This window comes from Cobetia sp. UIB-001, from assembly GCF_044789135.1.
Lineage (GTDB): Bacteria > Pseudomonadota > Gammaproteobacteria > Pseudomonadales > Halomonadaceae > Cobetia > Cobetia amphilecti.
Genome location: NZ_CP058244.1, coordinates 2,798,568 through 2,821,235, shown reverse-complemented (window position 1 = coordinate 2,821,235; position 22,668 = coordinate 2,798,568). Strand labels below are relative to the sequence as shown.

General features: G+C 62.4%; 22 protein-coding genes. 14 read left to right on the top strand and 8 right to left on the bottom strand.

The features are described 5' to 3' along the window. Positions 1 to 185 precede the first annotated feature (185 nt). A complete protein-coding gene (locus tag HA399_RS11730; RefSeq protein ID WP_043336782.1) occupies positions 186 to 470 on the top strand; it encodes a hypothetical protein in 285 nt (94 codons plus the stop codon). A 209-nt stretch (positions 471 to 679) separates the two neighbouring features. Here the strand turns inward: HA399_RS11730 and HA399_RS11725 are convergent, their stop codons facing one another. After that, a complete protein-coding gene (locus HA399_RS11725; protein ID WP_404326969.1) occupies positions 680 to 2,260 on the bottom strand; it encodes a ribonuclease J in 1,581 nt (526 codons plus the stop codon). Positions 2,261 to 2,674: 414 nt separating this feature from the next. On the opposite strand from HA399_RS11725, the gene purU reads away from it, so the two are divergent. Next, positions 2,675 to 3,529 carry a formyltetrahydrofolate deformylase gene (gene purU / locus HA399_RS11720; RefSeq protein ID WP_043336780.1) on the top strand — a complete coding sequence of 285 codons (855 nt, stop codon included), beginning with the start codon at positions 2,675 to 2,677 and terminating at the stop codon, positions 3,527 to 3,529. Positions 3,530 to 3,646: 117 nt separating this feature from the next. Here the strand turns inward: purU and dinB are convergent, their stop codons facing one another. Beyond that, positions 3,647 to 4,705 (bottom strand): DNA polymerase IV, encoded by a 1,059-nt coding sequence (gene dinB / locus HA399_RS11715; RefSeq protein WP_054556292.1) that lies wholly within the window; start codon positions 4,703 to 4,705, stop codon positions 3,647 to 3,649. Between the two features lie 163 nt (positions 4,706 to 4,868). Next, positions 4,869 to 6,215 (bottom strand): Na+/H+ antiporter family protein, encoded by a 1,347-nt coding sequence (locus HA399_RS11710; RefSeq protein WP_404325076.1) that lies wholly within the window; start codon positions 6,213 to 6,215, stop codon positions 4,869 to 4,871. 330 nt (positions 6,216 to 6,545) lie between these two features. Here HA399_RS11710 and HA399_RS11705 point away from each other — a divergent pair, with 330 nt between their 5' ends. Beyond that, positions 6,546 to 7,163, top strand: a complete 618-nt coding sequence (locus HA399_RS11705) for a YrbL family protein (RefSeq protein ID WP_339926792.1) — start codon at positions 6,546 to 6,548, stop codon at positions 7,161 to 7,163. Between the two features lie 129 nt (positions 7,164 to 7,292). On the opposite strand, the gene bioA is transcribed toward HA399_RS11705, so the two are convergent. Next, positions 7,293 to 8,603, bottom strand: coding sequence for an adenosylmethionine--8-amino-7-oxononanoate transaminase (gene bioA / locus HA399_RS11700; RefSeq protein WP_404325075.1), 1,311 nt, complete (start codon positions 8,601 to 8,603; stop codon positions 7,293 to 7,295). Positions 8,604 to 8,678: 75 nt separating this feature from the next. After that, complete coding sequence (locus tag HA399_RS11695; protein WP_152965394.1) at positions 8,679 to 8,876, bottom strand: hypothetical protein; 198 nt, start codon at positions 8,874 to 8,876, stop codon at positions 8,679 to 8,681. Positions 8,877 to 9,320: 444 nt separating this feature from the next. On the opposite strand from HA399_RS11695, the gene HA399_RS11690 reads away from it, so the two are divergent. Further along, positions 9,321 to 9,704 carry a histone-like nucleoid-structuring protein, MvaT/MvaU family gene (locus HA399_RS11690; RefSeq protein WP_043336770.1) on the top strand — a complete coding sequence of 128 codons (384 nt, stop codon included), beginning with the start codon at positions 9,321 to 9,323 and terminating at the stop codon, positions 9,702 to 9,704. A gap of 253 nt (positions 9,705 to 9,957) precedes the next feature. Here the strand turns inward: HA399_RS11690 and HA399_RS11685 are convergent, their stop codons facing one another. After that, positions 9,958 to 10,782, bottom strand: a complete 825-nt coding sequence (locus HA399_RS11685; protein WP_404325074.1) for an anti-sigma factor domain-containing protein — start codon at positions 10,780 to 10,782, stop codon at positions 9,958 to 9,960. Then, positions 10,779 to 11,357 (bottom strand): sigma-70 family RNA polymerase sigma factor, encoded by a 579-nt coding sequence (locus HA399_RS11680; protein ID WP_043334088.1) that lies wholly within the window; start codon positions 11,355 to 11,357, stop codon positions 10,779 to 10,781. Before HA399_RS11680 ends, HA399_RS11685 begins: the two co-directional genes overlap by 4 nt. Before the next feature lie 324 nt (positions 11,358 to 11,681). Between HA399_RS11680 and HA399_RS11675 the strand changes: the two genes are divergently transcribed. The 5 genes from HA399_RS11675 to HA399_RS11655 all read left to right on the top strand — a co-directional run bounded on the left by HA399_RS11675 (position 11,682) and on the right by HA399_RS11655 (position 16,267). After that, positions 11,682 to 12,566 carry an NAD(+) kinase gene (locus HA399_RS11675; protein WP_043334090.1) on the top strand — a complete coding sequence of 295 codons (885 nt, stop codon included), beginning with the start codon at positions 11,682 to 11,684 and terminating at the stop codon, positions 12,564 to 12,566. Positions 12,567 to 12,582: 16 nt separating this feature from the next. Then, on the top strand, positions 12,583 to 13,659 hold the full coding sequence (locus tag HA399_RS11670) for a metallophosphoesterase (protein WP_404325073.1): 1,077 nt from the start codon (positions 12,583 to 12,585) through the stop codon (positions 13,657 to 13,659). A gap of 353 nt (positions 13,660 to 14,012) precedes the next feature. Continuing rightward, positions 14,013 to 14,909, top strand: coding sequence for a rhomboid family intramembrane serine protease (locus HA399_RS11665; protein WP_404325072.1), 897 nt, complete (start codon positions 14,013 to 14,015; stop codon positions 14,907 to 14,909). A 138-nt stretch (positions 14,910 to 15,047) separates the two neighbouring features. Continuing rightward, the gene (locus tag HA399_RS11660) at positions 15,048 to 15,323 is read left to right on the top strand and encodes a YeaC family protein (protein ID WP_043334093.1); all 276 of its coding nucleotides are present in this window, start codon (positions 15,048 to 15,050) and stop codon (positions 15,321 to 15,323) included. Between the two features lie 149 nt (positions 15,324 to 15,472). After that, the gene (locus tag HA399_RS11655; protein WP_317292948.1) at positions 15,473 to 16,267 is read left to right on the top strand and encodes a DUF2797 domain-containing protein; all 795 of its coding nucleotides are present in this window, start codon (positions 15,473 to 15,475) and stop codon (positions 16,265 to 16,267) included. A gap of 175 nt (positions 16,268 to 16,442) precedes the next feature. On the opposite strand, the gene HA399_RS11650 is transcribed toward HA399_RS11655, so the two are convergent. After that, complete coding sequence (locus HA399_RS11650) at positions 16,443 to 18,038, bottom strand: RimK family protein (RefSeq protein WP_404325071.1); 1,596 nt, start codon at positions 18,036 to 18,038, stop codon at positions 16,443 to 16,445. A gap of 168 nt (positions 18,039 to 18,206) precedes the next feature. On the opposite strand from HA399_RS11650, the gene HA399_RS11645 reads away from it, so the two are divergent. The 5 genes from HA399_RS11645 (at position 18,207) to HA399_RS11625 (ending at position 22,623) form a co-directional block, all read left to right on the top strand. Then, positions 18,207 to 18,848 carry a GNAT family N-acetyltransferase gene (locus tag HA399_RS11645; RefSeq protein ID WP_404325070.1) on the top strand — a complete coding sequence of 214 codons (642 nt, stop codon included), beginning with the start codon at positions 18,207 to 18,209 and terminating at the stop codon, positions 18,846 to 18,848. A 78-nt stretch (positions 18,849 to 18,926) separates the two neighbouring features. Then, entirely contained in the window at positions 18,927 to 19,415 is a 489-nt protein-coding gene (locus HA399_RS11640) for a YajQ family cyclic di-GMP-binding protein (protein WP_054556286.1), read from the top strand. A gap of 301 nt (positions 19,416 to 19,716) precedes the next feature. Further along, complete coding sequence (locus HA399_RS11635) at positions 19,717 to 20,559, top strand: S1-like domain-containing RNA-binding protein (RefSeq protein WP_339926800.1); 843 nt, start codon at positions 19,717 to 19,719, stop codon at positions 20,557 to 20,559. Between the two features lie 162 nt (positions 20,560 to 20,721). Next, on the top strand, positions 20,722 to 21,933 hold the full coding sequence (locus HA399_RS11630; protein WP_404325069.1) for a glycerate kinase: 1,212 nt from the start codon (positions 20,722 to 20,724) through the stop codon (positions 21,931 to 21,933). Positions 21,934 to 22,197: 264 nt separating this feature from the next. Further along, entirely contained in the window at positions 22,198 to 22,623 is a 426-nt protein-coding gene (locus tag HA399_RS11625) for a YbaN family protein (RefSeq protein WP_225996323.1), read from the top strand. The last annotated feature ends 45 nt before the right edge of the window (positions 22,624 to 22,668 follow it).

Genomic DNA, 22,668 nt, shown 5'->3' with positions numbered 1-22,668 from the left:
TCACAGGCGCTGACAAAAACCCCGCTATCAAGCGGGGTTTTTGTTGGTCTATCCTATGGAAACACTGCCTTGCTTTTGACAAGGCTTGTTAGTTCATATTTAGCGCTTATACTTTGCTGCATTATCACATCCAATGCGATGACTCGCAGGGATTCCAGCTCAGTGCATATGGTGGAGGTAGCGAAATGACAGCCGATTCTCTCGAAAAGATCGCTCGTAACAAGAATGTTGCTCGTGCAGCAGCGCGTCAGCTGTCCATGGAACAACTGCACAAGCTGTCCGAGGTCATCAATGAGGTGATCGAGCAGAAAGCCGAAGAAGACGAGCAGCGCCGCGAAGAAGAAATCGCCAAGGAGCGCAAGCTTGCCGAGATTCGTGATGCGATGATCGAAGCAGGCCTTTCCGTGGATGATCTGGTCAGTGATCAGCCCAAGCGTCGTGGCCGTCCGCCGAAGAACAAGTCCGTTTGAGACCTTCGGTCTGACGTCATGGAGGTGGCTGAAGCGCTTGAGATCGAGATTGCCAGTCGGCCAGTCGGCAATCTCGCCATCACCAGTCCCTGAGCGCCTCCCAGCAGCAGAAAAGCCCGCCCGGTATTTCCCGGGCGGGCTTTTTCATGCGCTGCTTTGTGCAGGGCAGTGAGCTCAAGGCGGCCATCACTTCAATGATGGCGCGACACTCACTCCTGATTCATGGCCATGATATGCAGGAATAGCACCGGCTCATGGCGCAGGTTGTTGCGCAGCCAGCGATTGATGCGGCCATCGAGTTGCTGCTTGAGTTCACGTTCATTGCTGGCATCCAGGCCTGCCAGGGTGTCATCCAGCCACTCGGCGAAGCTGTCTTCATCGAGGCTTGAGGTGCCGCTGATATCCAGCATCAAGCGGCCGATGCGAACCCAGCCGGCCTCCTGCAGCGTGACGGGCAACGCCAGCGAGACGCTGCCATGCCGGCCGAGACGCGCGCGGGCACGGCGGTCCATGGAATCCAGCGGACGCACCTTGTCATGCTCGATGATGCGCTCGTGCAGTGTCAGGCGTTTTTCCACCGACAGCCCCTGAGCATCGAGGCGAATCACGTCACCATTGACGGGAATCAGCGGTGCCTCGATGCCCAGGGACTGTGCCACCTGGGTGTGAGCGAGCTGGTGGCGATATTCGCCATGCACCGGCAGCAGACGTACCGGTTTCAGCCAGCCATAGAAGGTGCGCAATTCTTCCTGCGCCGGGTGCCCGGAGGCGTGCAGGTCCGGGAACTGCTTCTCTTCCATGATGCCGACGCCGAGGCGTGTCAGGGCGTTGTGCAGCTTGCCGATGGCCAGCTCATTGCCGGGAATCGCCTTGGAAGAGAAGATCACGGTGTCGCCGGCAGCCAGCTCGAAGTCCGGATGGCGGGAATTGGCCAGGCGTGACAGCGCGGCGCGCGGCTCGCCCTGACTGCCGGTGGCGATCACCATGACCTCTTCCGGGGGCAGGTAGCCCAGGTCCTTCACCGGTACCAGCGGCGGGAAGTCTTCCAGATAGCCGAGACCGCGGGCGACGCGCACCATGCGCTCCATCGAGCGACCCAGCAGTGTGATGCGGCGGCCATTGCGTGCGGCGGCGCGCCCCAGCGCCAGGATGCGGGCCAGGTTGCTGGCAAAGCAGGTCACGACGACGCGTCCGCGACAGCCGGCCAGCGTCTTCTCCAGTGCGCGTGCCACCTCGCCCTCACTGCGCGAATGACCCGCCAGCGGCGCATTGGTGGAGTCGCCGACGACCAGGTCGACCGGCGCCAATGCCTGATAGCGCTCCGGATCGGTGGGCTCGCCGATCAACGGCTCCGGGTCCAGCTTCCAGTCGCCGGTATGCATCACGCGATATTCCGGCGTGACGATCAACAACGAGCAGCTTTCCGGAATGGAGTGGGTCAGCGGCAACAATCGCAGCGCGAAGGGGCCGGATTCGAAGCCTTCATCCACCTCGATGATCTGCAGGCTGGAGGTTTCCAGCTCGCGCTCGGCAAACTTGGCGCGTAGCAGGCCGGCCGCCAAGGGCGTGGCGATGATCGGGCAGCGCCATTTCGGCCACAGCCAGGCGACCGCGCCGATGTGGTCTTCGTGGCCATGGGTGATCACCAGCATCTGCGGGCTGATGCCCAGGCTTGCCAGAGACTCGATATCCGGCACCTGCAGCGGACCTTCCGGCAGGTCCTGGCGAATCATCATGCCGCAATCCACGGCAATCCAGTGATCCTGATAACCATACAGCGTCAGATTCATGCCGATCTCGCCGCAGCCACCCAGCGGTAGCAGGTGCAGCGGCGGACGTTGTCTCTGACGGACTTGAACGCGGGGTTTCAACATGGATGTCATGCCATCTATAAAATGTGGCTCAACTATACGGGAATCCCGCGAAGCGCCACAAATGGCGCTGTTGTCCGGTCGCGTCGATTCGAGGGCGGCCCGGCCGTCAGCGTGACGCCTTGAGGTGGGCCGGCGTGATGGCCGCTGATCGCAATGTCGTATTGACCATATGGACAGAATCGGGGCGCAGCACTGTTTCAGGCCGCGTGATCAGCTACAATAGCCCACCTTTGCCGAGGGGCTGCTTACGGGCGGTGTCATGATTCCTCGCGCAGGCCGGCGCTTCGCCGGCTGAACATCATTCCCGCTATCACAATGGTTGAACTTACGATGTCTCACGCCTATCGCCTGGTGGTGTCCTGCCCTGATCAGGTCGGAATTGTTGCCCGAGTTTCCACTTTCATCGCCGAGCAGGGCGGGTGGATCACCGAAGCCAATCAGCATTCTGATCTTGGCGCCGGTCGTTTCTTCATGCGCTATGAGATCAACCCCGAAACCATCGGCCTGAGTGCCGCTGAGCTCGGCAAGCGCTTCGCCCCGATCGGTGAAGAGTTCGGCATGCAGTGGCGCGTGCATGACACCGCTGCCAAGAAGCGTGTCGTGCTGATGGTCTCCAAGGACTCCCATTGCCTGGTGGACCTGCTGCATCGCTGGCAGTCCGGTGATCTGGATTGCGAGATTCCCTGCGTCATTTCCAACCACGATGACATGCGTTCGCTGGTGGAATGGCACGGCATTCCGTTCCATCACGTGCCGGTCGACAAGAATGACAAGGCGCCGGCCTTTGCCGAAGTCGAGCGTCTGGTGGAAGAATCCCGGGCCGATTGCATCGTGTTGGCGCGCTACATGCAGATCATTCCGCCGAGTCTGTGTGAGCGCTATGCCGGTCGCCTGATCAACATCCACCACAGCTTCCTGCCTTCCTTCGTGGGCGCCAAGCCGTATCACCAGGCCTTCGGGCGTGGGGTCAAGCTGATCGGGGCGACCTGCCATTACGTGACCGAAGAGCTGGATGCCGGCCCGATCATCGAGCAGGACATCCATCGCGTCACTCACTGCCATACCGCCGAGGAACTGGTGCGCATCGGTCGTGATGTCGAGCAGAAGGTCCTGGCGCGCGGCCTGCGTTGGCACCTGCAGGATCGCGTGCTGATCCACGGCAACAAGACCATCGTCTTTGCCTGAGCCACGCTTGCTCAGCGCATGAGTCTGTCATCGACCTGAGGTCGTGACGAAGAAGCCGGTACCTGTTTCAGGTGCCGGCTTTTTTGTTTGCGGGATGGGGTGGGCGCCTGGCACGAGCTAGAACAATCCCAGCTGCTGGGCGTCCTCGCGGGCCTTGAGGCGCACGCCGACGCCCAGCAGGCGGACAGGGCGATGGCCGCGTTGCCAGGCTTGCTCCATCAGCAGGGCGAAGCTGTTGGCGCTCGGCAGCGTGGTGGTCGAGGCGGGGAGCAGGCTTTCCAGCGTGGTGCTCTCGAAGTTGCTGAAGCGGATCTTGACGAACTGCTTGGCCAGCACCGGCTGGTCATGACGGGCATGGCGGCTGGTCAGGCGTTCGAGCAGGGCGGGCAGGCGCTCGAGACAGGCCGGCAGATCAGGCAGGTCGTGATCGAAGGTGTGCTCGACACTGATCGACTTGCGCTCGCGCTCGACACGCACCGGTCGCTCATCGATGCCGTGCGCCAGTTCGTGCAGGCGGGTGCCGAACTTGCCGAAGTGCTCGGCCAGTGTCGTCAGTGGCGTGGTGCGCATGTCCTCACAGGTGGTGATGCCCAGGCGGGTCAGACGCGCCAGCGTCGCCGGACCGACCCCATGCAGCTTGCCGACGGGCAGCTGGCGGATGAAGGCGTCGCTGGTCTCGGGGGTGATCACCGTCAGGCCGTCGGGCTTTTCCCAGTCACTGGCGATCTTGGCCAGAAACTTGTTGGCGGCCACGCCAAGGGAAAGCGTGATGCCGGTGCGCTTGAGCGCCTCTTCCTTCAACCAGCGCGCCATCCAGGTGGCGCTGCCCTGAAAGTCAGTCACGGCGCTGACATCCAGATAGGCTTCATCCAGCGAGAGGGGCTCCACCAGGGGCGTCAGCTCATGGAAGAGTGACTGGATCTCGGCGGAAACGGCGCGGTAGCGCTCGAAGTCCGGTGGCACCAGAATCAGCTGAGGGCACAGGCGCAGCGCGCGGGCAGTCGACATCGCCGAGCGTACGCCGAAGGCACGCGCGGGATAGTTGCAGGTGGCGATGACACCGCGTTGCTCGGTGCGGCCGCCGATGGCGATGGGCACCTCGCGCCACTCGGGATGGCGGAGCATCTCGACGGCGGCATAGAAGCAGTCGCAGTCGGCGTGGAGGATCTTGCGCATGCGCGCATCATGCTAAAAGACTGGATGGCTGTCCAGTGGTGGTACCCATCCATTGCGCCTGAGCCGGCTGCGCAACGACAACGCCCGACAGTGAGGGAGTCCTCTCTGTCGGGCGTTGGCATGTCTGGCATCTCGCTTGGGTGCGAGACAGTCGTTCAGCGGATTACAGCGTCATCGCGGCCACCCAGCCGAACACGATCAGCGGGATGTTGTAGTGGATGAAGGTCGGCACCACGCTGTCCCAGATGTGGTCGTGCTGCTGATCGACATTCAGGCCGGCCGTCGGGCCGAGGGTCGAGTCAGAGGCCGGTGAGCCAGCATCCCCCAGCGCGGCGGCGGTGCCGATCAGCGCGACGGTAGCCAGCGGCGAGAAGCCGAATTGCAGCGCCAGCGGTACGTAGATGGCGGCAATGATCGGAATGGTCGAGAAGCTGGAGCCGATGCCGAGGGTGATGAACAGACCGACCATCAGCATGACCAGCGCGGCCAGCGGCTTGTTGTCACCGATGATGTGGAAGGAGGCGTCGACCAGGGTCTGGATGTCGCCGGTGGCCTTCATCACGGAAGCGAAACCTGCCGCCGAGATCATGATGAAGCCTATCAGCGCCATCATGCGCATGCCGGAGGTGAAGAGGTCATCCGCTTCGTTCCACTTGAACAGACCACCCAGCGAGAGGATGGCGAAGCCGACCAGACCGCCGAGAATCATCGAGCCGGAATACAGCTGAATGCCAAGGGCGGCGATGATGGCGACGCCTGCCATGATCAGGCCGCTCTTGGACGGCGTGTGCATGGGCGTGTGGTGCGGTACGTTGCTGGACTTGATCTCGCGGTTCGCGTAGTCACGCGGCTTGCGGTAGGAGACGAACAGCGCCGTCAGCAGGCCGAGGAACATGCCGCCGACCGGAATCGCCATCGCCATCGGCACCATGCCGCGGGTCACGTCGAGACCGAGCGACTGGCCGGCCTCATTGATGTTGGCCAGCAGGATGTCGTTGAGGAAGATGGAGCCGAAACCGACCGGCAGCAGCATGTAGGGCGCAGTCAGGCCGAAGGTCAGTGCACAGGCCACGGCGCGACGATCCAGGCGCAGGCGGTTCATGGCGACCAGCAGCGGCGGAATCAGGATCGGGATGAAGGCGATGTGGACCGGAATCAGGTTCTGGGAGGAAATCGCGACCAGGGTCACGCTGCCCAGCAGGCCGTACTTGATGGCCGTCTGGCGGCGCGGCGTGCTTTCGCCATTGAGCAGGCCGATCAGGCGTGCGGCGAGCAGGTCCGGCAAACCGGAGCGAGACAGGGCGACGGCGAAGGCACCGAGGGTGGCGTAGGCCAGCGCGACCTTGGCGCCGCCGCCGACACCGTCATTGAAGGCGCCGAGCGTGTCGGTCAGAGACAGGCCACTGAACAGACCGCCGACCAGGGCGCCGGCGACCAGCGCGAAGACGACCGAGACGCGAGCCAACGACAGGCCGACCATGACCAGGACGGCCAGAATTACCGCATTCATGCGAGTACCTCTATGTGGGGTTGTGCCAGCTTTGGGAGTGTTGCGGACAGAGCGGGCGAACTGTGGGTGCGTGGCCACCCGATCCCGGGGCAATGCCTCGCATGACGTGTACATTCGTGACGAATGCCTTGCTGTCGCAGTGTTCCTGCGGCTTCCTCCTGAATGCCGTCAAAAACGGCGCATTATCTTACCAGAAGGGCAACGCAAGCTGAATGGCCGATGAACGTGGGCGCTGCCAAATGGCACAAGTTGGCGTGCCATGACGGCTTTTTGTAGAATGCCACGCTGCCCGGCGGCTGCAGTCGCAGGCGTTATTCAACAGGAGTGCGCATGCTGGAGCTGGAAAATGCCCGCGTCATCGGCATGGGAAATGATCGGCGTGTCTATCAGGACCCGCACGACCCCCATCGCTGCATCAAGGTCCCGCGTTACCCTGACAAGGGCAGCCGCCAGAATGAACGCGAGCAACGCTATTTCGAGGGCCTGGTCAGACGTGGCATGCGCGACTGGTCCTATGTGCCTGCCTACCACGGCAGTGTCGCCACCGCCGAGGGGCTCGGGCTGGTCTTCGACCTGATTCTCGACAGTGACGGCTCCACGTCACGCCGACTGCGCGAGGTGCATCTCGAGACCCCCGAGCGCCTGAGCGCCGAGGTGCTGGTGAGCGAGCTGGCCAATCTCTATCGCTATCTCGAGAAACGCTGGTTGATTCCGTCTGATCTCAATGATCGCAATATCGTGGTCCAGTTCAGCGACGACCAGCCGCCCAGATTGTGGCTGATCGACGGTATCTCGAATCCTGACTTCATTCCGCTGGCGACCAGTGTCGCCTGGCTGGCACGGCGCAAGGTCGCGCGTCGTTATCGACACTTCCTCAAGAAACTGGTCAAGGGCGGTCAGCTCTCGCCAGAGGATTATCAGGCGCTCGAAGCCCGCCTGTGGGGGTGAATGCCTCTGATGGTGATGGCTCTCGTGACTGGTGGCTCTCGAGAGTGACTGCCCCTGATGGCAATCGCCTTTGATGAACATCGTCTTTGATGAACATCGCCAGGGGCAGTCGTGTTGTGTATCAGTGCATCAGTGTTCCAGGGTCTCGAAGTAGCTGGTCATCGCATGGGTGATCTGGCGCAAGTCCTGCGGCGAGGTGATATAGGCCGGCATGGTATAGAGCCAGCGACCGAAGGGACGTAACCAGACACCCAGTTCACGGGCATGGGCCTGAGCACCTGCCAGACTGCTGGCATCGTGCACTTCTATCACCGCCGTGGCACCCAATACGCGTATATCGCGAATGGCGGGGTGGGAGAAATTCAGCAGGGTATCGCGCAACAATTGATTGAGCTCGGCAATCTTGCCCAGATAATTCTCTTCCTCGAATACCGCGAGACTTTCCAGTGCCACCCGACAGGCCAGCGGATTGCCCATGAAGGTCGGGCCGTGCATGAAGGCGCTATTGGCATCCTCGCCATCAAATGCATGGAAGATATGACTCTGGGCCAGGGTGGCGGCATGTCCCAGATATCCCCCCGTCAGTCCCTTGGAGAGCACCATGATGTCGGGAGAGACATTGGCGTGTTCACAGGCAAACATCTTGCCGGTCCGACCGAAACCGGTCGCGACTTCATCGAAGATCAATACGATCCCGAACTCATCACATAACTCGCGCGCCGCCTCGAGATAGTAGGGCGAGTACATGTTGAGGCCACCTGCCGCCTGCAAGAGAGGCTCCATCAACAATGCCGCTATCTCATGCTGGTGTGTTTCCAGGCAGGCGCGCAATGCGCTGATATCGTCTGCTACCTCGTCACGACTGGCGCTGAAACCGGCAGTCGGCGCCGGTGCGAAATGATGTCTGGGCAGGAAATCGGCGAACAGGGAATGCATGCCTTCCTCGGGGTCACACACTGCCATGCAGCCCGCCGTATCGCCGTGATAGGCCTTCATCAATGACAGCATGCGCGTCCGTCCCTGCGTGTCATCGCGGTCTTTGCGCTGTTGCTGATATTGCACTGCCATCTTCATGGCGACTTCCATGCCCACCGAGCCGCTATCCGAGAAGAAGACATGATTCAGGCCCTCGGGGGTGACGCGCACCAGCGCATCGGCAAGCTCCTTGGCCGGTCGATGGCGGATGCCGCCCAGCATCACATGGCAGAGTTCTGCCGCTTGCTGCTGAATGGCTGCGACGAGGCGCGGGTGTCCGTAGCCATGGATCATGCACCACCAGGAACATGTCGCATCCAGCAGTGTCTCACTTCCCGCCAGTGTCATGCGGGCTCCCGTGCCGCCGACCACCTCCAGTGGCGCTGGCATGTCCTGCATCTGGGTATAAGGGTGCCAGAGAGAAAGTGAGTCCGTATCGCGGGTCGGCATCTGGGAAAATGGCATGGAGTGTCTCTGCGAGTGGCGGGAGAGTGGAATGGCGTGATGACGGCTCAATCTTTGTCAACTTTGACCATTCTATCAGGTTGACGGTGTTTTTGAAGTGACGCTTTCTGGAGAAAGTGTTGCATTTTGCACCACTATTAGTTCGCCACCTGCTTTAGTATGGACTTCTGTTGTTCGTTCAGGTGCATGCTTTTCGAGGTGCGCAGGCAATGACAGCTCTACATCGAAAGTCTGCAATCTGACGCCGCCACGCCAACGGGAAAGTGGTTGCATAATACTTCCTTGTGGGTTGTTGTCATGAATTGTGCATATCCCGTGAATATTGGAGGTCCAGGGATGGCGGGCCCTCAAGCCTGATATCAGGTCGTGGTAAAGACTTCTTCGTGTTGTTGCAGAGACACTTTTGGCAGGCCTGTCTTCAGTTGTGACAGGGGATAATGAAGTGCCTGGGCGGTGAGTACTGTTTTTTTTCTGGCTATTGCATTGATCGGCAAGATTGCATACTTTGGAAACATGTTATTTAAGACTTCACCTCGCAGTTGACTCGGTCTATAATCGCCCTTGATCTGGTGTGGGCGCTTAACTGTCCCGAGTGTCCTGCACAAGTCTTTATGAAAACGCGCTGTTAAACATGTACGGCAGATGAATATCGCCGAGCCTCTTTCAGCATCGTGTTTTCGTGACTCAACTGTCTGTCCCGACATCCTGGAGATACTCATGTCCCTGTTGACTGATTTCATGCAGAAAGAGCAAGAGCTCAAGAAACTTCAAGAGCAGCTGGAAAGCCTGCGCAATGATGACCGTCTGAAGAACGAACTCGAATTCAAGGACAAGCTGGACGCGCTGATGGGCGAGTACGGCAAGTCCACTCGTGACGTCATCACCCTGCTGGACCCGAAAGCGTCCCAGGCGCCGGCTGCTGCTGCACCGGAAAGCAAGACCGGTGGCGTGCGTCGCAAGCGCAAGCTGAAGGTCTACAAGAACCCGCACACCGGTGAAGTCATCGAGACGCGTGGTGGCAACCACAAGCAGCTGAAAGAGTGGAAGGAAGAGCACGGTGCTGAAACCGTCGAATCCTGGCTCGAGCGCACTGAAAGCTGAGCACTGGCTTTGTTGCCAGCTAGCTGACGCTGCCAGACATGAAAAAGCCCCGCGATCGCGGGGCTTTTTCATGTCTGGCGTTTGGCTGACGCTAGACGACGGACTCCCTCTTTTGAGAAGGCCTTGAGCAGGTCTTGAGTAGAGCGATAGGGCGCTTTCCCGTGAGACTCGCTGTGAAATTACAGCGTCAGAAAGCGCCACTATCGGCAGCCGTCATGCCCGAGGGCTGTTATGAGGGCTACCTCGAGGACTATCAGCTATCACGCTGATTGAGGTCCACCAGGCGACCGATGGCGAGAATCTTGCCTGTCGGTTTGCCGGTCGGCGAACCGCCTTCTGGCTCCAGTGTCATCTCCAGCAGCTGGCCCGGGCTCATGCTGCCGATCTGCTCGGCGCTGAGTTCGATGCCGGCAATCGGGTCGACCAGCCCCAGTGAGCGCGGCCCTTCTTGCGGGTCGGTCAGGGTCCACAGTTCGATGGCGCGATCCGTCGGGCGCTCGACGGAGACCTTCGGTGTCAGCTGCAGGCCACCGCTGGGCGTGACATTGGCCACCCAGGTCGGCGTGCCCGGATCTTCCAGTGTCTGCAGAATAGCGACCATACGTTGCGCGTCGCCGTCAGGTGTCTGGGTCGCCATCTCCGGTGATGTGCCCTCCAGCGGCGCGCTGGGAGAGAAGGGCCCCATCTGCATGACCAGCGCCAGGGCGAGACCTGCCCCCAGACCCAGTCCGAGGCCACCGCCGAGCCAGCGCAGCAGCCAGGGCGCCTTGGTAGAGGTGCTTGCCTGATCTGCGTCATGTCGAGCGGCGTCATCGCGGGTGGCGGAGGACTGCTTGAGGCGCACCAGGCTGGCGTCGATGCGCTTCCATAGTGAGTCGGAAGCGGGCTCCGGCGGTAGGCGATCACTCACGCTCAGCCAATGTTGCTGCCAGCGCAGGGCCATGCGTGCGGCATTGTCATCGCGCTCGATCCAGGCGCGCACTTCGGCCTCGCGCTCAGGGTCCAGCAGCCCGAGGGCATGCTCACCCAGCAGCAGGTTCTGTTCTTCGGGAGATTCGGGAATCAGGGGGCTATTCATCGTGACAGGCACTCCTGCAGTAGCTTGAGACCGGCGCGGATGCGTCCCTTGATGGTGCCAAGCGGTGCGCTCAGCTTCTCGGCGATCTGTTCGTGTGTCAGTCCCTTGAAGAAGGCCAGCAGAATGGGCTCGCGACGCGGCACTTCCAGTTCACCCAGGCAGTCGCTCAACTGATGGGCCGTCTGGCTGTCATCAGCCGCGGTTTCCGGGTTGGCGAGCAGATCGGCCAGCGTGTCGAGCGCATCGCTGTCGCCGCGAGGCGTCCGCCCCTGGGCGCGCAGCTGATCCAGAGCGCGATAGCGCAGGATGGTAAACAGCCAGGCGCGACCATTGCCAAGTTCACGGCGGTACTGGCCCGCGTTGGACCACAGCTTGATGAAGGCGTCATGGACGGCATCTTCCGCCTGGTCGCGGCTGTTCAACAGGCGCATGGCGAGCGCCAGCATGCGACCCGATTCAAGATCATAGAGACTGCGGAACGCGGCCTCGTCTCCGCGTGCACAGGCTTCTATCGCACTGGCGTGGTCAAAACTTTCCGCGTCTGGCGGACTGACTGACGGCTTCTGTGCTGGCATGGGGCGGCCGGCTCCTTTGGCAGGGGGTCCATTGATCAGCTGACGGTAAGTGCACCGCCGAGGAATCGCAAGTTGCATGATAGAGGCCTTCGTTCGGGAAAGAATCAACGCCCGTGACGGTCGGGATGGCGGTGCGTCAATTGCGGGGGGATAGTCAGGTAACGTCCCGCTTCCCGCCTTGGATGTTCGCTGCCGGTTTTCAAACGTGTCTGGGCGTGGCGTCAGCCGGTCACCTCACATCCGATGGGGAAAGCGCGGCGCGGCTGCATTGCTGCTCGCGCGGTGAGTCCGCATAATGGCCGGCATGACAGCCTGGGAGGCGTGATGAAGCAGCAATTCAATACGATCGGCGTGATTGGCCGACTGGGCAGTGCCCAGGTGGTGGATACGCTCAAGCGCTTGATTCGCTTTCTGGATTCCCGTGGCCTGGCCATGGTGATCGAGGAACGCACTGCCACGCTGCTGCTGGACCACGGTCTGCAGGTGGCCAGCCGCCGTCAGATGGGCGAGCAGTGTGATCTGGTGATCGTGGTCGGCGGCGATGGCAGCCTGCTGGGCGCCGCGCGCGCGTTGTGCCGCAGCGGCACGCCCGTGCTCGGCGTCAATCGTGGGCGACTCGGCTTTCTGACCGACATTCGCCCCGATGAGCTCGAGGAGAAGGTGGCCGAGGTGCTGGGCGGTGACTATCTCAGCGAGCAACGCTTCCTGCTCGAGGCCGAGGTTTACCGCGAAGGCGAGCGTATCGGGGCGGCCGATGGCCTCAATGATGTGGTGCTGCACCCCGGCAAGGCGGCGCGCATGATCGAATTCGAGCTGTTCATCGATGGCCAGTTCGTCTACTCCCAGCGCTCGGATGGCTTGATCGTCGCCACGCCGACCGGCTCGACCGCCTATGCGCTGTCCGGTGGCGGCCCCATCGTGCATCCGCGTCTCGAGGCGATCACCCTGGTGCCGATGTTCCCGCATACCCTTTCCAGCCGTCCGATCGTGATCGATGCGGCCAGCGAGATCATCCTGCATATCAGTGCCAGCAACTCGACCTATCCGCATATCAGCTGCGATGGCCAGACCCAGGTGGTGGCCAAGCCCGGGGATGTGCTCAAGATTCGGCGCAAGAGTGAGCGTCTGACGCTGATTCATCCGCTGGAGCACAACTATTTCGAGATCTGTCGCACCAAGCTCGGTTGGAGCAATCGCCTCGGCGAATGACCTCAAGGCTCACAGCATGCAAGCATTCGTGGCGCCACAGGATGGCTATGACCTTATCGGCGATGTACACGGCTGCGGCGCCACTCTGGCGACGTTGCTGGAGACGCTCGGCTATCACATCGTCGATGGCGTCTATCGCCACCCGACCCGCAAGGTCATCTTTCTCGGCGATATCATCGATCGTGGTCCGCGCATCCGCCTGGCGGTGCAGCTGGCCAGCAGCATGGTCAATGCCGGCGAAGCGCTGATCGTGATGGGCAATCACGAATACAACGCCCTGGCGTATTGTCGGCGCGCACGCCCGAGTGCAGGCGGCGAGCATCGTGATTTCCTGCGCTCGCATACCTCACGTCACAATCGCATCATCCGCGAGACGCTTGACCAATATCAGCATCATCCCGATGAGTGGGACGAGGCGCTGCGCTGGTTCATGCGCATGCCGCTGTGTCTGGAGCTGCCGCCGCTGGCCCCCGGCCAGAGCGGGCTGCGCGTGGTGCACGCCTGCTGGGACGAGCCACTGGTGCGTACCTTCCTGGAGCGCTACCCCGATGGCTGCATCGATGAAGACTTTCTGCATGAGTCCATCGAGCACGACAGCTTCGCCTATCGCGTGCTGGACCGCATGACGCGCGGCGCGAATCTGCGCTTGCCGGAAGGGGTCGAGATCCACTCCGGCGATGGTTTCACGCGCCGAAGCTTCCGCACGCACTTCTGGGCACGTGAGCCCCGCACCTACGGCGATGTGGTCTTCCAGCCCGACAACCTGCCCGGCGAGCTGGAATCGCGCTGGTTGAGTGAGCAGGAGCTGGCCAATCTGCCTTACTACGGGCCAGAGCAGCCGCCGCTGTTTCTCGGGCACTACTGGTGCGAGGGTTTGCCGGCGCTGCCGGCCCCCAACATCGCCTGCCTGGATTACAGTGCGGTCAAGTTCGGGCGCCTGGTGGCATATCGCTTCAGTGGCGAAGCCACGCTGGATGCCGCCAACTTCGTGTGGGTACCGGTACCGCGTGAGCCCTCCCGACGCCCCGTGCCGGAAGAGCTGTCCCGAGACACCCTGTCGAACCAGTCTTTCGCCAACGGCGCCAGTCAATAGCACTGGCCATTGGCACTGGCCATTAGCACTGTTCAGTAGCACTGTTCAGTAGCACTGTTCAGTAGCACTGGCCATTGGCACTGACCAATAGCGTCAGTGATGCTGGTGGGCAATGGTGATTGTTTTTTACAATCACATGTCAGTGAACCAAAGCTCGATTGCGCACTCTGAGTAAGTGTTCCCTTGAATGATCCTTGCTCAGTCCGGTGCCCCCCACCGGGCTTTTTTTATGTCTGTCACAAAGGCCAGACGCCTGCGGCGCTGTGGTAGATTTTCACAGGCTGGTCTGACTTCTCCTTGTTTATCAACGTGTACTGAGTCTGTTCAGTCGCGTGTCATCTTCAGAGGCATACATGTTCAAGGTTCTGACGCTGCCCGAATCCTTCGACAGCCGCCCCCTGCGTGAAGCCCTGTGGGCCGAGAAGATCGGTCACCAGATCACCCTGAGCCAGGCTCGCCCGACATCTGGCGACGATGCCGAGAGCCACGAGGGCGGCCAGGAGCTGTGGCTGGCCGACCCCGAGCAACTGCCGCGCGTCATCGCGATGCTCGAGCGCCAGTCACGCGGTGAACCGTTGCGGGATGCCTCTGCGGGCGCCACGACGCGTGGCACCGCCAGTTCTCAGTCCCTCATCGCCCTGATGCGCCAGACGCCGTTGACCTGGCTGGTCGGACTGGCCTGCTGCGTCACCGTGCTGTTCCAGTATGCGCTGGGCCAGGCGGCGGTGTTCGAGTGGCTGGCCATCGTGCCCTTCGAGCTTGTCGGCAGTCAGCACATCGCGCCCGAGCCGCTGTCCGTGACGCTGGCGGGGGAGTGGTGGCGGCTCTGGTCGCCGTCATTGATGCACTTCGGGGTACTGCACCTGGTGTTCAACCTGCTGTGGCTGTGGGTGTTCGGGCGCCAGATCGAGGCCATCGATGGCGGTTGGCGCTTCGCGCTGGTCGTGGTGCTGAGCGGCGTGGCGGCCAATCTGGCGCAATACGCCACCGGCAGCGTGCTGTTCGGTGGGCTGTCGGGGATCGACTTCGCCGTGATCGGCTATGTCTTCATCGCCGCCCGCCGTCGCCCCGCGCTGGGCTATCAGATGCAGCGCTCGCTGATGATCTTCATGCTGATCTATCTGGTGCTGTGCATGACGCCGCTCTCGAGTGCCATCGGCCTGGGCGCCATCGCCAACGAGGCGCATCTTGGCGGCCTGCTGACCGGTCTGCTGCTGGGCTGGCTGCTCCCCAGGCGCAGCGCAGCCTGAACGTTGGCGCTTCGGCCTCGGGGATGCCACCTCTGGAAATGACACTGCGCGAAACGACAATGCTAGAATGGCGGCCATCCCCAGTGACTCCGATGGTCCGCCTTCGGCAGTCGTGGACCCGTATCAGGAGAGTATGTGATGAGCAACATGTCCTTTGACGGCATGGTCGAGCAGATGACGCCGACCATCTACGAGAGCCTCAAGCAGTCCATGCAGCTGCGCAAATGGCCGGATGGCCGCGTGCTGACCCAGGAGCAGGTCGAGCTGTGCATGGAAGCCGTCATCAAGTACGAAGCGCACAACAACGTGCCGGCCGAGTCGCGTGTCGGCTTCATCGACAACGGCACCTGTGGGCCGCGTGATGACGACAGCGCCGCAAGCGATGAGCCGGAGCAGATCAAGTGGGTCAACTGACGCTGGATGATGCCCTGAGTGCGGATGAGGCCTCTGGTAAGGTTCAGGATGCGGCACCCATCACGCTGAGTGGCAACCTCCACAAGATGTCCATCGTGCCTGCCGGTGAGACGCTTGCGATCGATACCTCGTTTGATGCGCCGTCGGTCATGCGCGAGCCGCTGGCGGCCAACTATGGCCTGCGTCTGGGCGAGATCACCCAGCCGCTGAATGCCTATATCGGCCACAAGGTGCGTTTGAGCTTCACCGGTCAGATCCACTGCAGCCATTGCGGTCGCAAGACCAAGAAGAGCTTCGCGCAAGGGCATTGCTATCCGTGCTTTCGCAAGCTGCCGCAGTGCGATGGCTGCATCATGAAGCCGGAGACCTGCCACTACGCCGAAGGCACCTGCCGTGATCCGCAGTGGGGTGAGGAGCACTGCTTCCAGCCGCATATCGTCTATCTGGCCAATTCCTCCGGCCTCAAGGTCGGCATCACGCGCAAGACCCAGATGCCGACGCGCTGGTTCGATCAGGGTGCCATCCAGGCGCTGCCCATCGTCGAGGTGTCCAATCGCCTGCAGTCGGGGCTGGTCGAGGTGCTGTTCAAGCAGGCGCTGAACGACCGCACCAACTGGCGGGCGATGCTCAAGGGCGATGTGGCCGAGCTGGACCTGGAAGCCGAGCGGGATGCCTTGCTGGCCCAGATGTCAGAGGGCCTGGCGGCGCTGCAGGCGCATTGCGGCGAAGGCGCCATCCGAGTGCTGGACACCACGGCGCTGGCCTTCGAGTTTCCGGTGCGCACCGCGCCGACCAAGGTCACCTCGTTCAACTTCGACAAGACGCCAGTGGTGGAAGGCGTGCTCGAAGGGCTCAAGGGCCAGTATCTGATTCTCGACAGCGGCGTGATCAATCTGCGCAAGTTCACCGGCTATGAGATCGAGGCTCAGCTCGGCGAGCAATGAGCCGCGGCTGAGCCATACCCAAGAGCACAGCAAAGAGCTCAGCACAGCACACACGACAGCGCCCACGCTCCGTCACGGAGGGTGGGCGCTGTCGTTTCTGTGTCTCTAGTTTCTAGTTTCTAGTTTCTGGTTTCTCGCTGCTTGCTACAGGCTTGCAGACTCGGTTCGGGGCGTGTCAGCCCAGCACGGGCTGGCGGCGCGCCTGCATGCGCGCCAGAAATACCTGCATCACGCGCCGGTAGAGCTCGCGTCCCAGCACCACATCCTCGACGCCGGCATCCAGATTCGGGTTGTCGTTGACCTCGATGACCACCACGCGCTCCTCCAGCTGCTTCAAGTCGACGCCATAGAGGCCGTCACCGATCAGACGCGTCGCCTTCAGGGCCGCCTTGATCACGGCCGCAGGCACCTCGCTCGGGTCCACCGTCGCGAAGCCGCCGGAGCGGGTACGCGCGCCGCTGTGGTCGTAGATCTGCCAATGGCCACGCGCCATGTAGTAACGGCTGGCGAACAGCAGCTTGCCGTCGAGCACGCCGATGCGCCAGTCGAACTCGGTCGGCAGCCACTCCTGCAACAGCAGCAGGGCAGAATCATGGAACAGTCGCTCGGCTTCGCGCACCAGTGTCTCGGGGCCATCGATCTTGACGATTCCGCGGGAGAAGGCGCCATCCGGCACCTTCATCACCAGCGGGTAGCGCATGTGTTGCCCGCGCTCGGCCAGCTGGCGCAGTTCGCCTCGATGGATCAGGCGACCCTGCGGGGCACTCAGACCACGTGCCTTGAGAAGCTCATGCAGGAAGACCTTGTTGGTGCAGCGCAGGATCGACTGGCTGTCATCGATCACCACCAGCCCTTCGTGCTCGGCACGCTTGGCCATGCGATAGGTGTGGTGATCCAGACTGGTCGTCTCGCGGATGAACAGGCCATCGAACTCGGCCAGACGGCCTTCATCGCGCCGGGTGATCAGGCTGACATCGATGCCCAGGCGCCGTCCTTCGCGGATGAAATGCTTGAGCGCGGTACGGTTGGACGGCGGCAGCGCCTCGTCCGGGTCGACCAGCATGGCGAGATCGAAGCGGTAATGGCGGCGTGCCTTGGGCGTGCGCCACACCTTGCGCGAATGGCGATTGAGCGCCTGGGCGAAGCGGTCTTCATCCGCCGCTGCCAGGTGGCTCAGGGATTGCGGGCGCACCCGCTTGAGCACCCAATGATCGCCTCGGCCTTCAAGACGCACCTCCAGCAGCGGGCAGGGCAGGCGCTCGAACAGCTTGCGTGCGAGACGCGCAAGCGCGGGGTCTGCGCTCTCGCCGAAGGTCAGCAGCAGGTCGAGTCGTGGCGGCTTGCCAGCTCCATGTGTCACGCCTTGCGGTGCGGGCAGGGCGCCCTTGCGTGTCAGTTCCTCGAGCAGCACGCGGATGCCGCCCAGTTCCATGTCGATCAGCGACTTGCGTGATAGCTGATTGAGGGTCTCCACTGAAGGCAGCGCTTTCTGGCCACGCGCCTGGGCCAGCAACGAGACGTAATAGCCGATGCCCAGATAATCCAGACCACCGCACAGATTGATGACGTGGGTGGCGGGCTGCGGCGCATCGTCGGCGTGCTGGGCTGGCGCATCGCTTGAGAGTTCGGAAAGAAAGTCATGGGCGCTGATGACATCATCGCTGGGATAGAAGGCGCGCCAGTCAGAAACACGGTCAACCACGATACGCAGGCGGGACATTGCGAAGCCTCGCAAGGCGGGCACCGAAGCGGTGCCGAATGCGCGCATCATGAGAAACAATCCCCGTCATCGCAATAGGCTGGAAAGTGAAATAATTTCATGCAAAGAGACCAAGACAAGACGCGCCTGCATGCCCAGAATGCAGCGCATTGCTACCGCCCCGCGACACGCTGATCCTCGGACGGCGTCAGGGCGCTGACAGGCGGGAGAGCCTGCACCATGACCCCCATTCTGCGCCCGGCCATCCGGGCCGATCTCGACGCTCTGGTAGAGCTCGAGGAAGTCAGTTTCGACAGCGACTGGTTCAGTCGTCGTCAGCTGTCCCATCTGATTCTGCGTGCCCACGCCCGTACCCTGGTGATCATCCAGCCCGATGACGATGTCATCCCGTCCGCACCGGCGGTGGACGATGTGATGGCCGCGCTATGGCCGGCCGGTAGCGTCGAGCGCGATGACGCCACCCCGCTGCGCAGCGTGCTCGGCTACGGCACCGTGCTGTTTCGGCGCAATTCACGCCGGGCGCGACTCTATTCCTTCTGCCTGCATCCGGAATCGCGTGGCCGCGGCCTTGCCCAGCGCATGCTGACATCGCTTGAGCAGCTGGCCATCGCGCAGGGCTGTACGCAGTTCGATCTTGAGGTGCATACCGGCAATGGCGCGGCGATCGCGCTCTACGAGCGTCACGGCTTCGAGAAGTGTGGTCGCCTGCGCGATTACTATGCCGATGGTGCCGCCGCCTGGAAGATGCGCAAGGCATTGACGGTGGATTCGCCGGCGCCGGTGGCTGAGGAACTCGCGGCCGGTGAGGCCGGTGAAGCGCACCCGGGGTCGCCCTCGACGGTGAATGCCGGCGCCGCCTGAGCCAGGGGCATGGCGCGCGTGGCCCCCATGGGCTAGGATGCGCTGTTTATTCTTCATGGCTTCAAAGGAATCGCTCCCATGCCGTCATTCGATATTGTCTCCGAACTCGACAAGCACGAAGTTCAGAATGCCGTCGATCAGGCCAATCGCGAACTCGCGACGCGCTTTGATTTCAAGGGCGTGACTGCCAGCTTCGAACTCGAGAAGGAAGAGAACGTCAATCTGGAAGCCGACGCCGACTTCCAGTTGCGTCAGATGATCGAACTGCTCAAGGGCCGTCTGATCGCGCGCGGCATCGACGTGCGCTGCCTGGAAGAGAAGGACGCCGACACCGCTGGCGTGCGTGCCCGTCAGCAGCTGGTGCTGCGTCAGGGACTGGACCAGCCGACCGCCAAGAAGATCGTCAAGGCGCTCAAGGATGCCAAGCTCAAGGTCCAGGCACAGATCCAGGGCGAGAAGGTCCGCGTCACCGGCAAGAAGCGTGACGACCTGCAGGGCGCCATGGCGCTGCTCAAGGGCGATGAGAGCCTCGAGCTGCCGCTGCAGTTCAACAACTTCCGCGATTGATCCAGCGCGCAAGCGACTGGCGATCGCCATTCTCAGCACCGTTCGCTATCGGCGTGCGGTGCTGTCTTCGTTTGATTCGCTGATTTGCGGTGTCGTGAGAGTCACTGATTCGCATGTTCTCTGGATCAACAGATTCGCTTTGAAAGCGTCATGTCTCGTCGCTGGCGCTACGCTTGTCCAACCCGGTGTTTCACTCGAGACGACCGGACGCGTCGCTTTCAAAGCGTTTCACCCTATTCGTACGTAATATCTGCGCCATGCGGGCCGTTTCGGCACCCGACAACGCGCAAAGAGAGGTTATATGTCTGCTCCGCTCGCTATCGGCCAGCGCAACACCCTGACGATCACCAAGCGGGTCGGCTTCGGCGTCTTCCTCGATGGTGGGGATCGCGGGGAAATCCTGCTGCCGACGCCCTTCATTCCGGCGGGGGCCGACATCGGTGACGAAGTCGAAGTCTTCGTCAGCCTGGATGATGAAGACCGCCTGCTGGCCACCACGCGCTATCCGCGTGCCATGGTCGGCGAGTTCGCCGCGCTCAAGGTGGTCGAGGTCAATGACATCGGCACCTTCCTCGACAATGGCCTGGGCAAGGACCTGCTGCTGCCCTACGGCGAGCGCAAGCGTGAGCTCAAGGCCGGCCAGTTCGCCATGGTGCACGTCGGTCTCGATAAGCACAGTGACCGCATGGTCGCCTCGATGCGTCTGGATCGCTGGCTCGACAAGACCCCGGCCACCTATACCGCGGGCCAGGAAGTCTCCGGTCTGGTCGCTGCGCGCACCGACCTGGGCATGAAGATCATCATCGAAAACGCCCATTGGGGCCTGGTGCACCACGACCGTATCTTCACGCGTCTGCGCATCGGCAACCGTCTGCGTCTGTGGGTGTTGAAGAATGACGGCAACGGCAATGTCGATCTCACGCCGCAGGCGCCGGGTCCGGCCGGCCATCAGCAGCTGGCGGACCGCATTCTGGCCGCGCTGGAAGCCAGTCAGGGCGTGCTGCCGCTGGGCGATAAGAGCGAACCGGAAGCCATCAGTGAAGCCTTCGGTGCCAGCAAGGCCAACTTCAAGCGCGCCATCGGTCACCTGAAGCGCGAAGGCAAGGTCACGCTGGCGCCCACCGAGACGCGTCTGGTCAAGTAAGTCACTGCTGTCAGCCTGTGCTGCCACTGCCACCCTCGGGAGACCGACGGGTGGCAGTTTGCGTTTCAGGCTGCCGCATGGCACCAATGACAGCGTATCATGGGGGTATCTTGTGCTGAGTTGCCTCCATTCGCTCCTTCACTTTCGACAAGGAATGTCTGCATGACTGTCTCTGCTTCTGCTGCCTCCTCCGCTTCTGCTGCCTCCGCTTCTGCTGGTTCGCCGCGTCTGTTGATTGCTCCTGACAGCTTCAAGGAAGCGCTGGCAGCCAGTGATGCCGCCGAAGCCATGGCGCGTGGTGTTCGCCGAGTATTGCCCGAGGCACAGATCGATCTCTGCCCGCTGGGGGATGGCGGCGAGGGCACGCTGGCGGCGTTGTTGGCGGCGGCCAGTGAAGCAGACCCCATCGAGGCGCGCAGCGCTCAGGTGCGTGATCCGCTCGGGCGTGAAGTTACCGCCCAGTGGGGCTGGCAGCCGGGTAGCCGCACGGCCATCGTCGAGCTGGCCGAAGCCAGTGGTCTGCATCTGGTCAGCCCTGATGAGCGCGACGCGCGTGTCGCCGACACGCATGGCGTGGGTGAGCTGATCCTGGCGGCGCTGGACGCCGGTGCCGAGCGACTGATCGTCACGCTGGGCGGCAGTGCCACCAACGATGGCGGCAGCGGCATGCTGCGCGCGCTCGGGCTGCGTCTGCTCGACGCTGACGGCAATGAGCTGCCCGCAGGTGGCGCGGCCCTCGCGCGTCTGGCGAGCCTGGACGTCACTGCGCTGGACCCACGCCTGGCCAACCTCAAGGTGTCTGCCGCGGTCGATGTCGACAACCCCCTGTGTGGCGCGCGTGGCGCGAGCGCCGTGTTCGGCCCGCAGAAGGGCGCCGATGCTGCGGTGGTCGAGGAACTGGATGCGGCACTGGGCCACTTCGCGCGCCTGAGCGCTGAAGTGCTGGGCACAGACCAGCAGCAGTTGGCCGGTGCAGGGGCCGCAGGCGGCATGGGCTACGCGGTGGCGGCCTGGTTGAACGGCGAATTGCGCCCGGGCATCGAGCTGGTGATGGAGCGCCTCAATGTGAGCGAACGTCTGGCGGGCTGTGATCTGCTGATCACCGGGGAAGGCGGTCTGGATGGCCAGAGCCTGGGCGGCAAGACCCCCATCGGTGCGGCGCGAGCCGCGCGAGCCGCCGGAGTGCCCGCCATCGTGTTGGCGGGACGACTGGCCGAGGGCTGGCAAGCCGCCCATGATGAGGGGGTCAGTGCCGTCTTCACGCTGTGTGACAGCGCCATGCCTCTTGAGCAGGCGCTGGCGCGCACCTCGGAGCTGCTGGCTGACCGCTGCGAGGCTATCATGCGTCTCTGGCAGTTGGCGCAGCGCGGCTGAACGCAGCCCGGCTGATCGCAGCCCGGCTGACTGCAGCTAACCCACGTCCAGCTCGACGGATTGCGGCATTGAATCCGGCCGCAGACAGCGGCCCACGGCCCCCATGGCGGGGGGCGTGGCCTTTCGCGATATCGGCAAGCCCGTTACCATGCACGCAGTTGCTATCAGGCGGATAGTCAGAAAGTACTTTTCCCATGAACGACTTGGCGTTTGACTGATAGCAGGAAGCACACGGTGTGTGACCGCAGGTGGTGAGGAACCGACATGATGATCTTTCGGCGCATGAAGCGTATCTGCTGGCTTGGCCTGGCCTGGTTGTTCTTCGGCATCGGCTTCGCTGGCATGTTTCTGCCGCTGCTGCCCACCACCGTCTTCATGCTGCTGGCGCTGGCCTGTGCCAGCCGAGGTTCACCGCGCTTTGCGCGCTATATCCGGGAACACCCCCAGATCGGGCCGACGCTGGTGGCCTGGGAGCGCGAACGCGCCATTCCGCTGCGCGCGCGCATCATGGCGGTCAGCATGCTGGCCGTCTCGATGCTGATCATCCTGTTCACCGTCTCAGTGCTGGCCGTCAAGGTCTCGCTGCTGGTCTTCCTGTCGCTGCTGGCACTCTGGCTGGCCACGCGCCCGGAGCCCAAGGGCGAGGGGGCGAACCTTGCCGTCAGTGGCGAATCCCTTCCGCGCGAATGAGCGCTTCATCGCGGGCAGGTGAGGTGTCTGCTCCCTCGCTGTCCG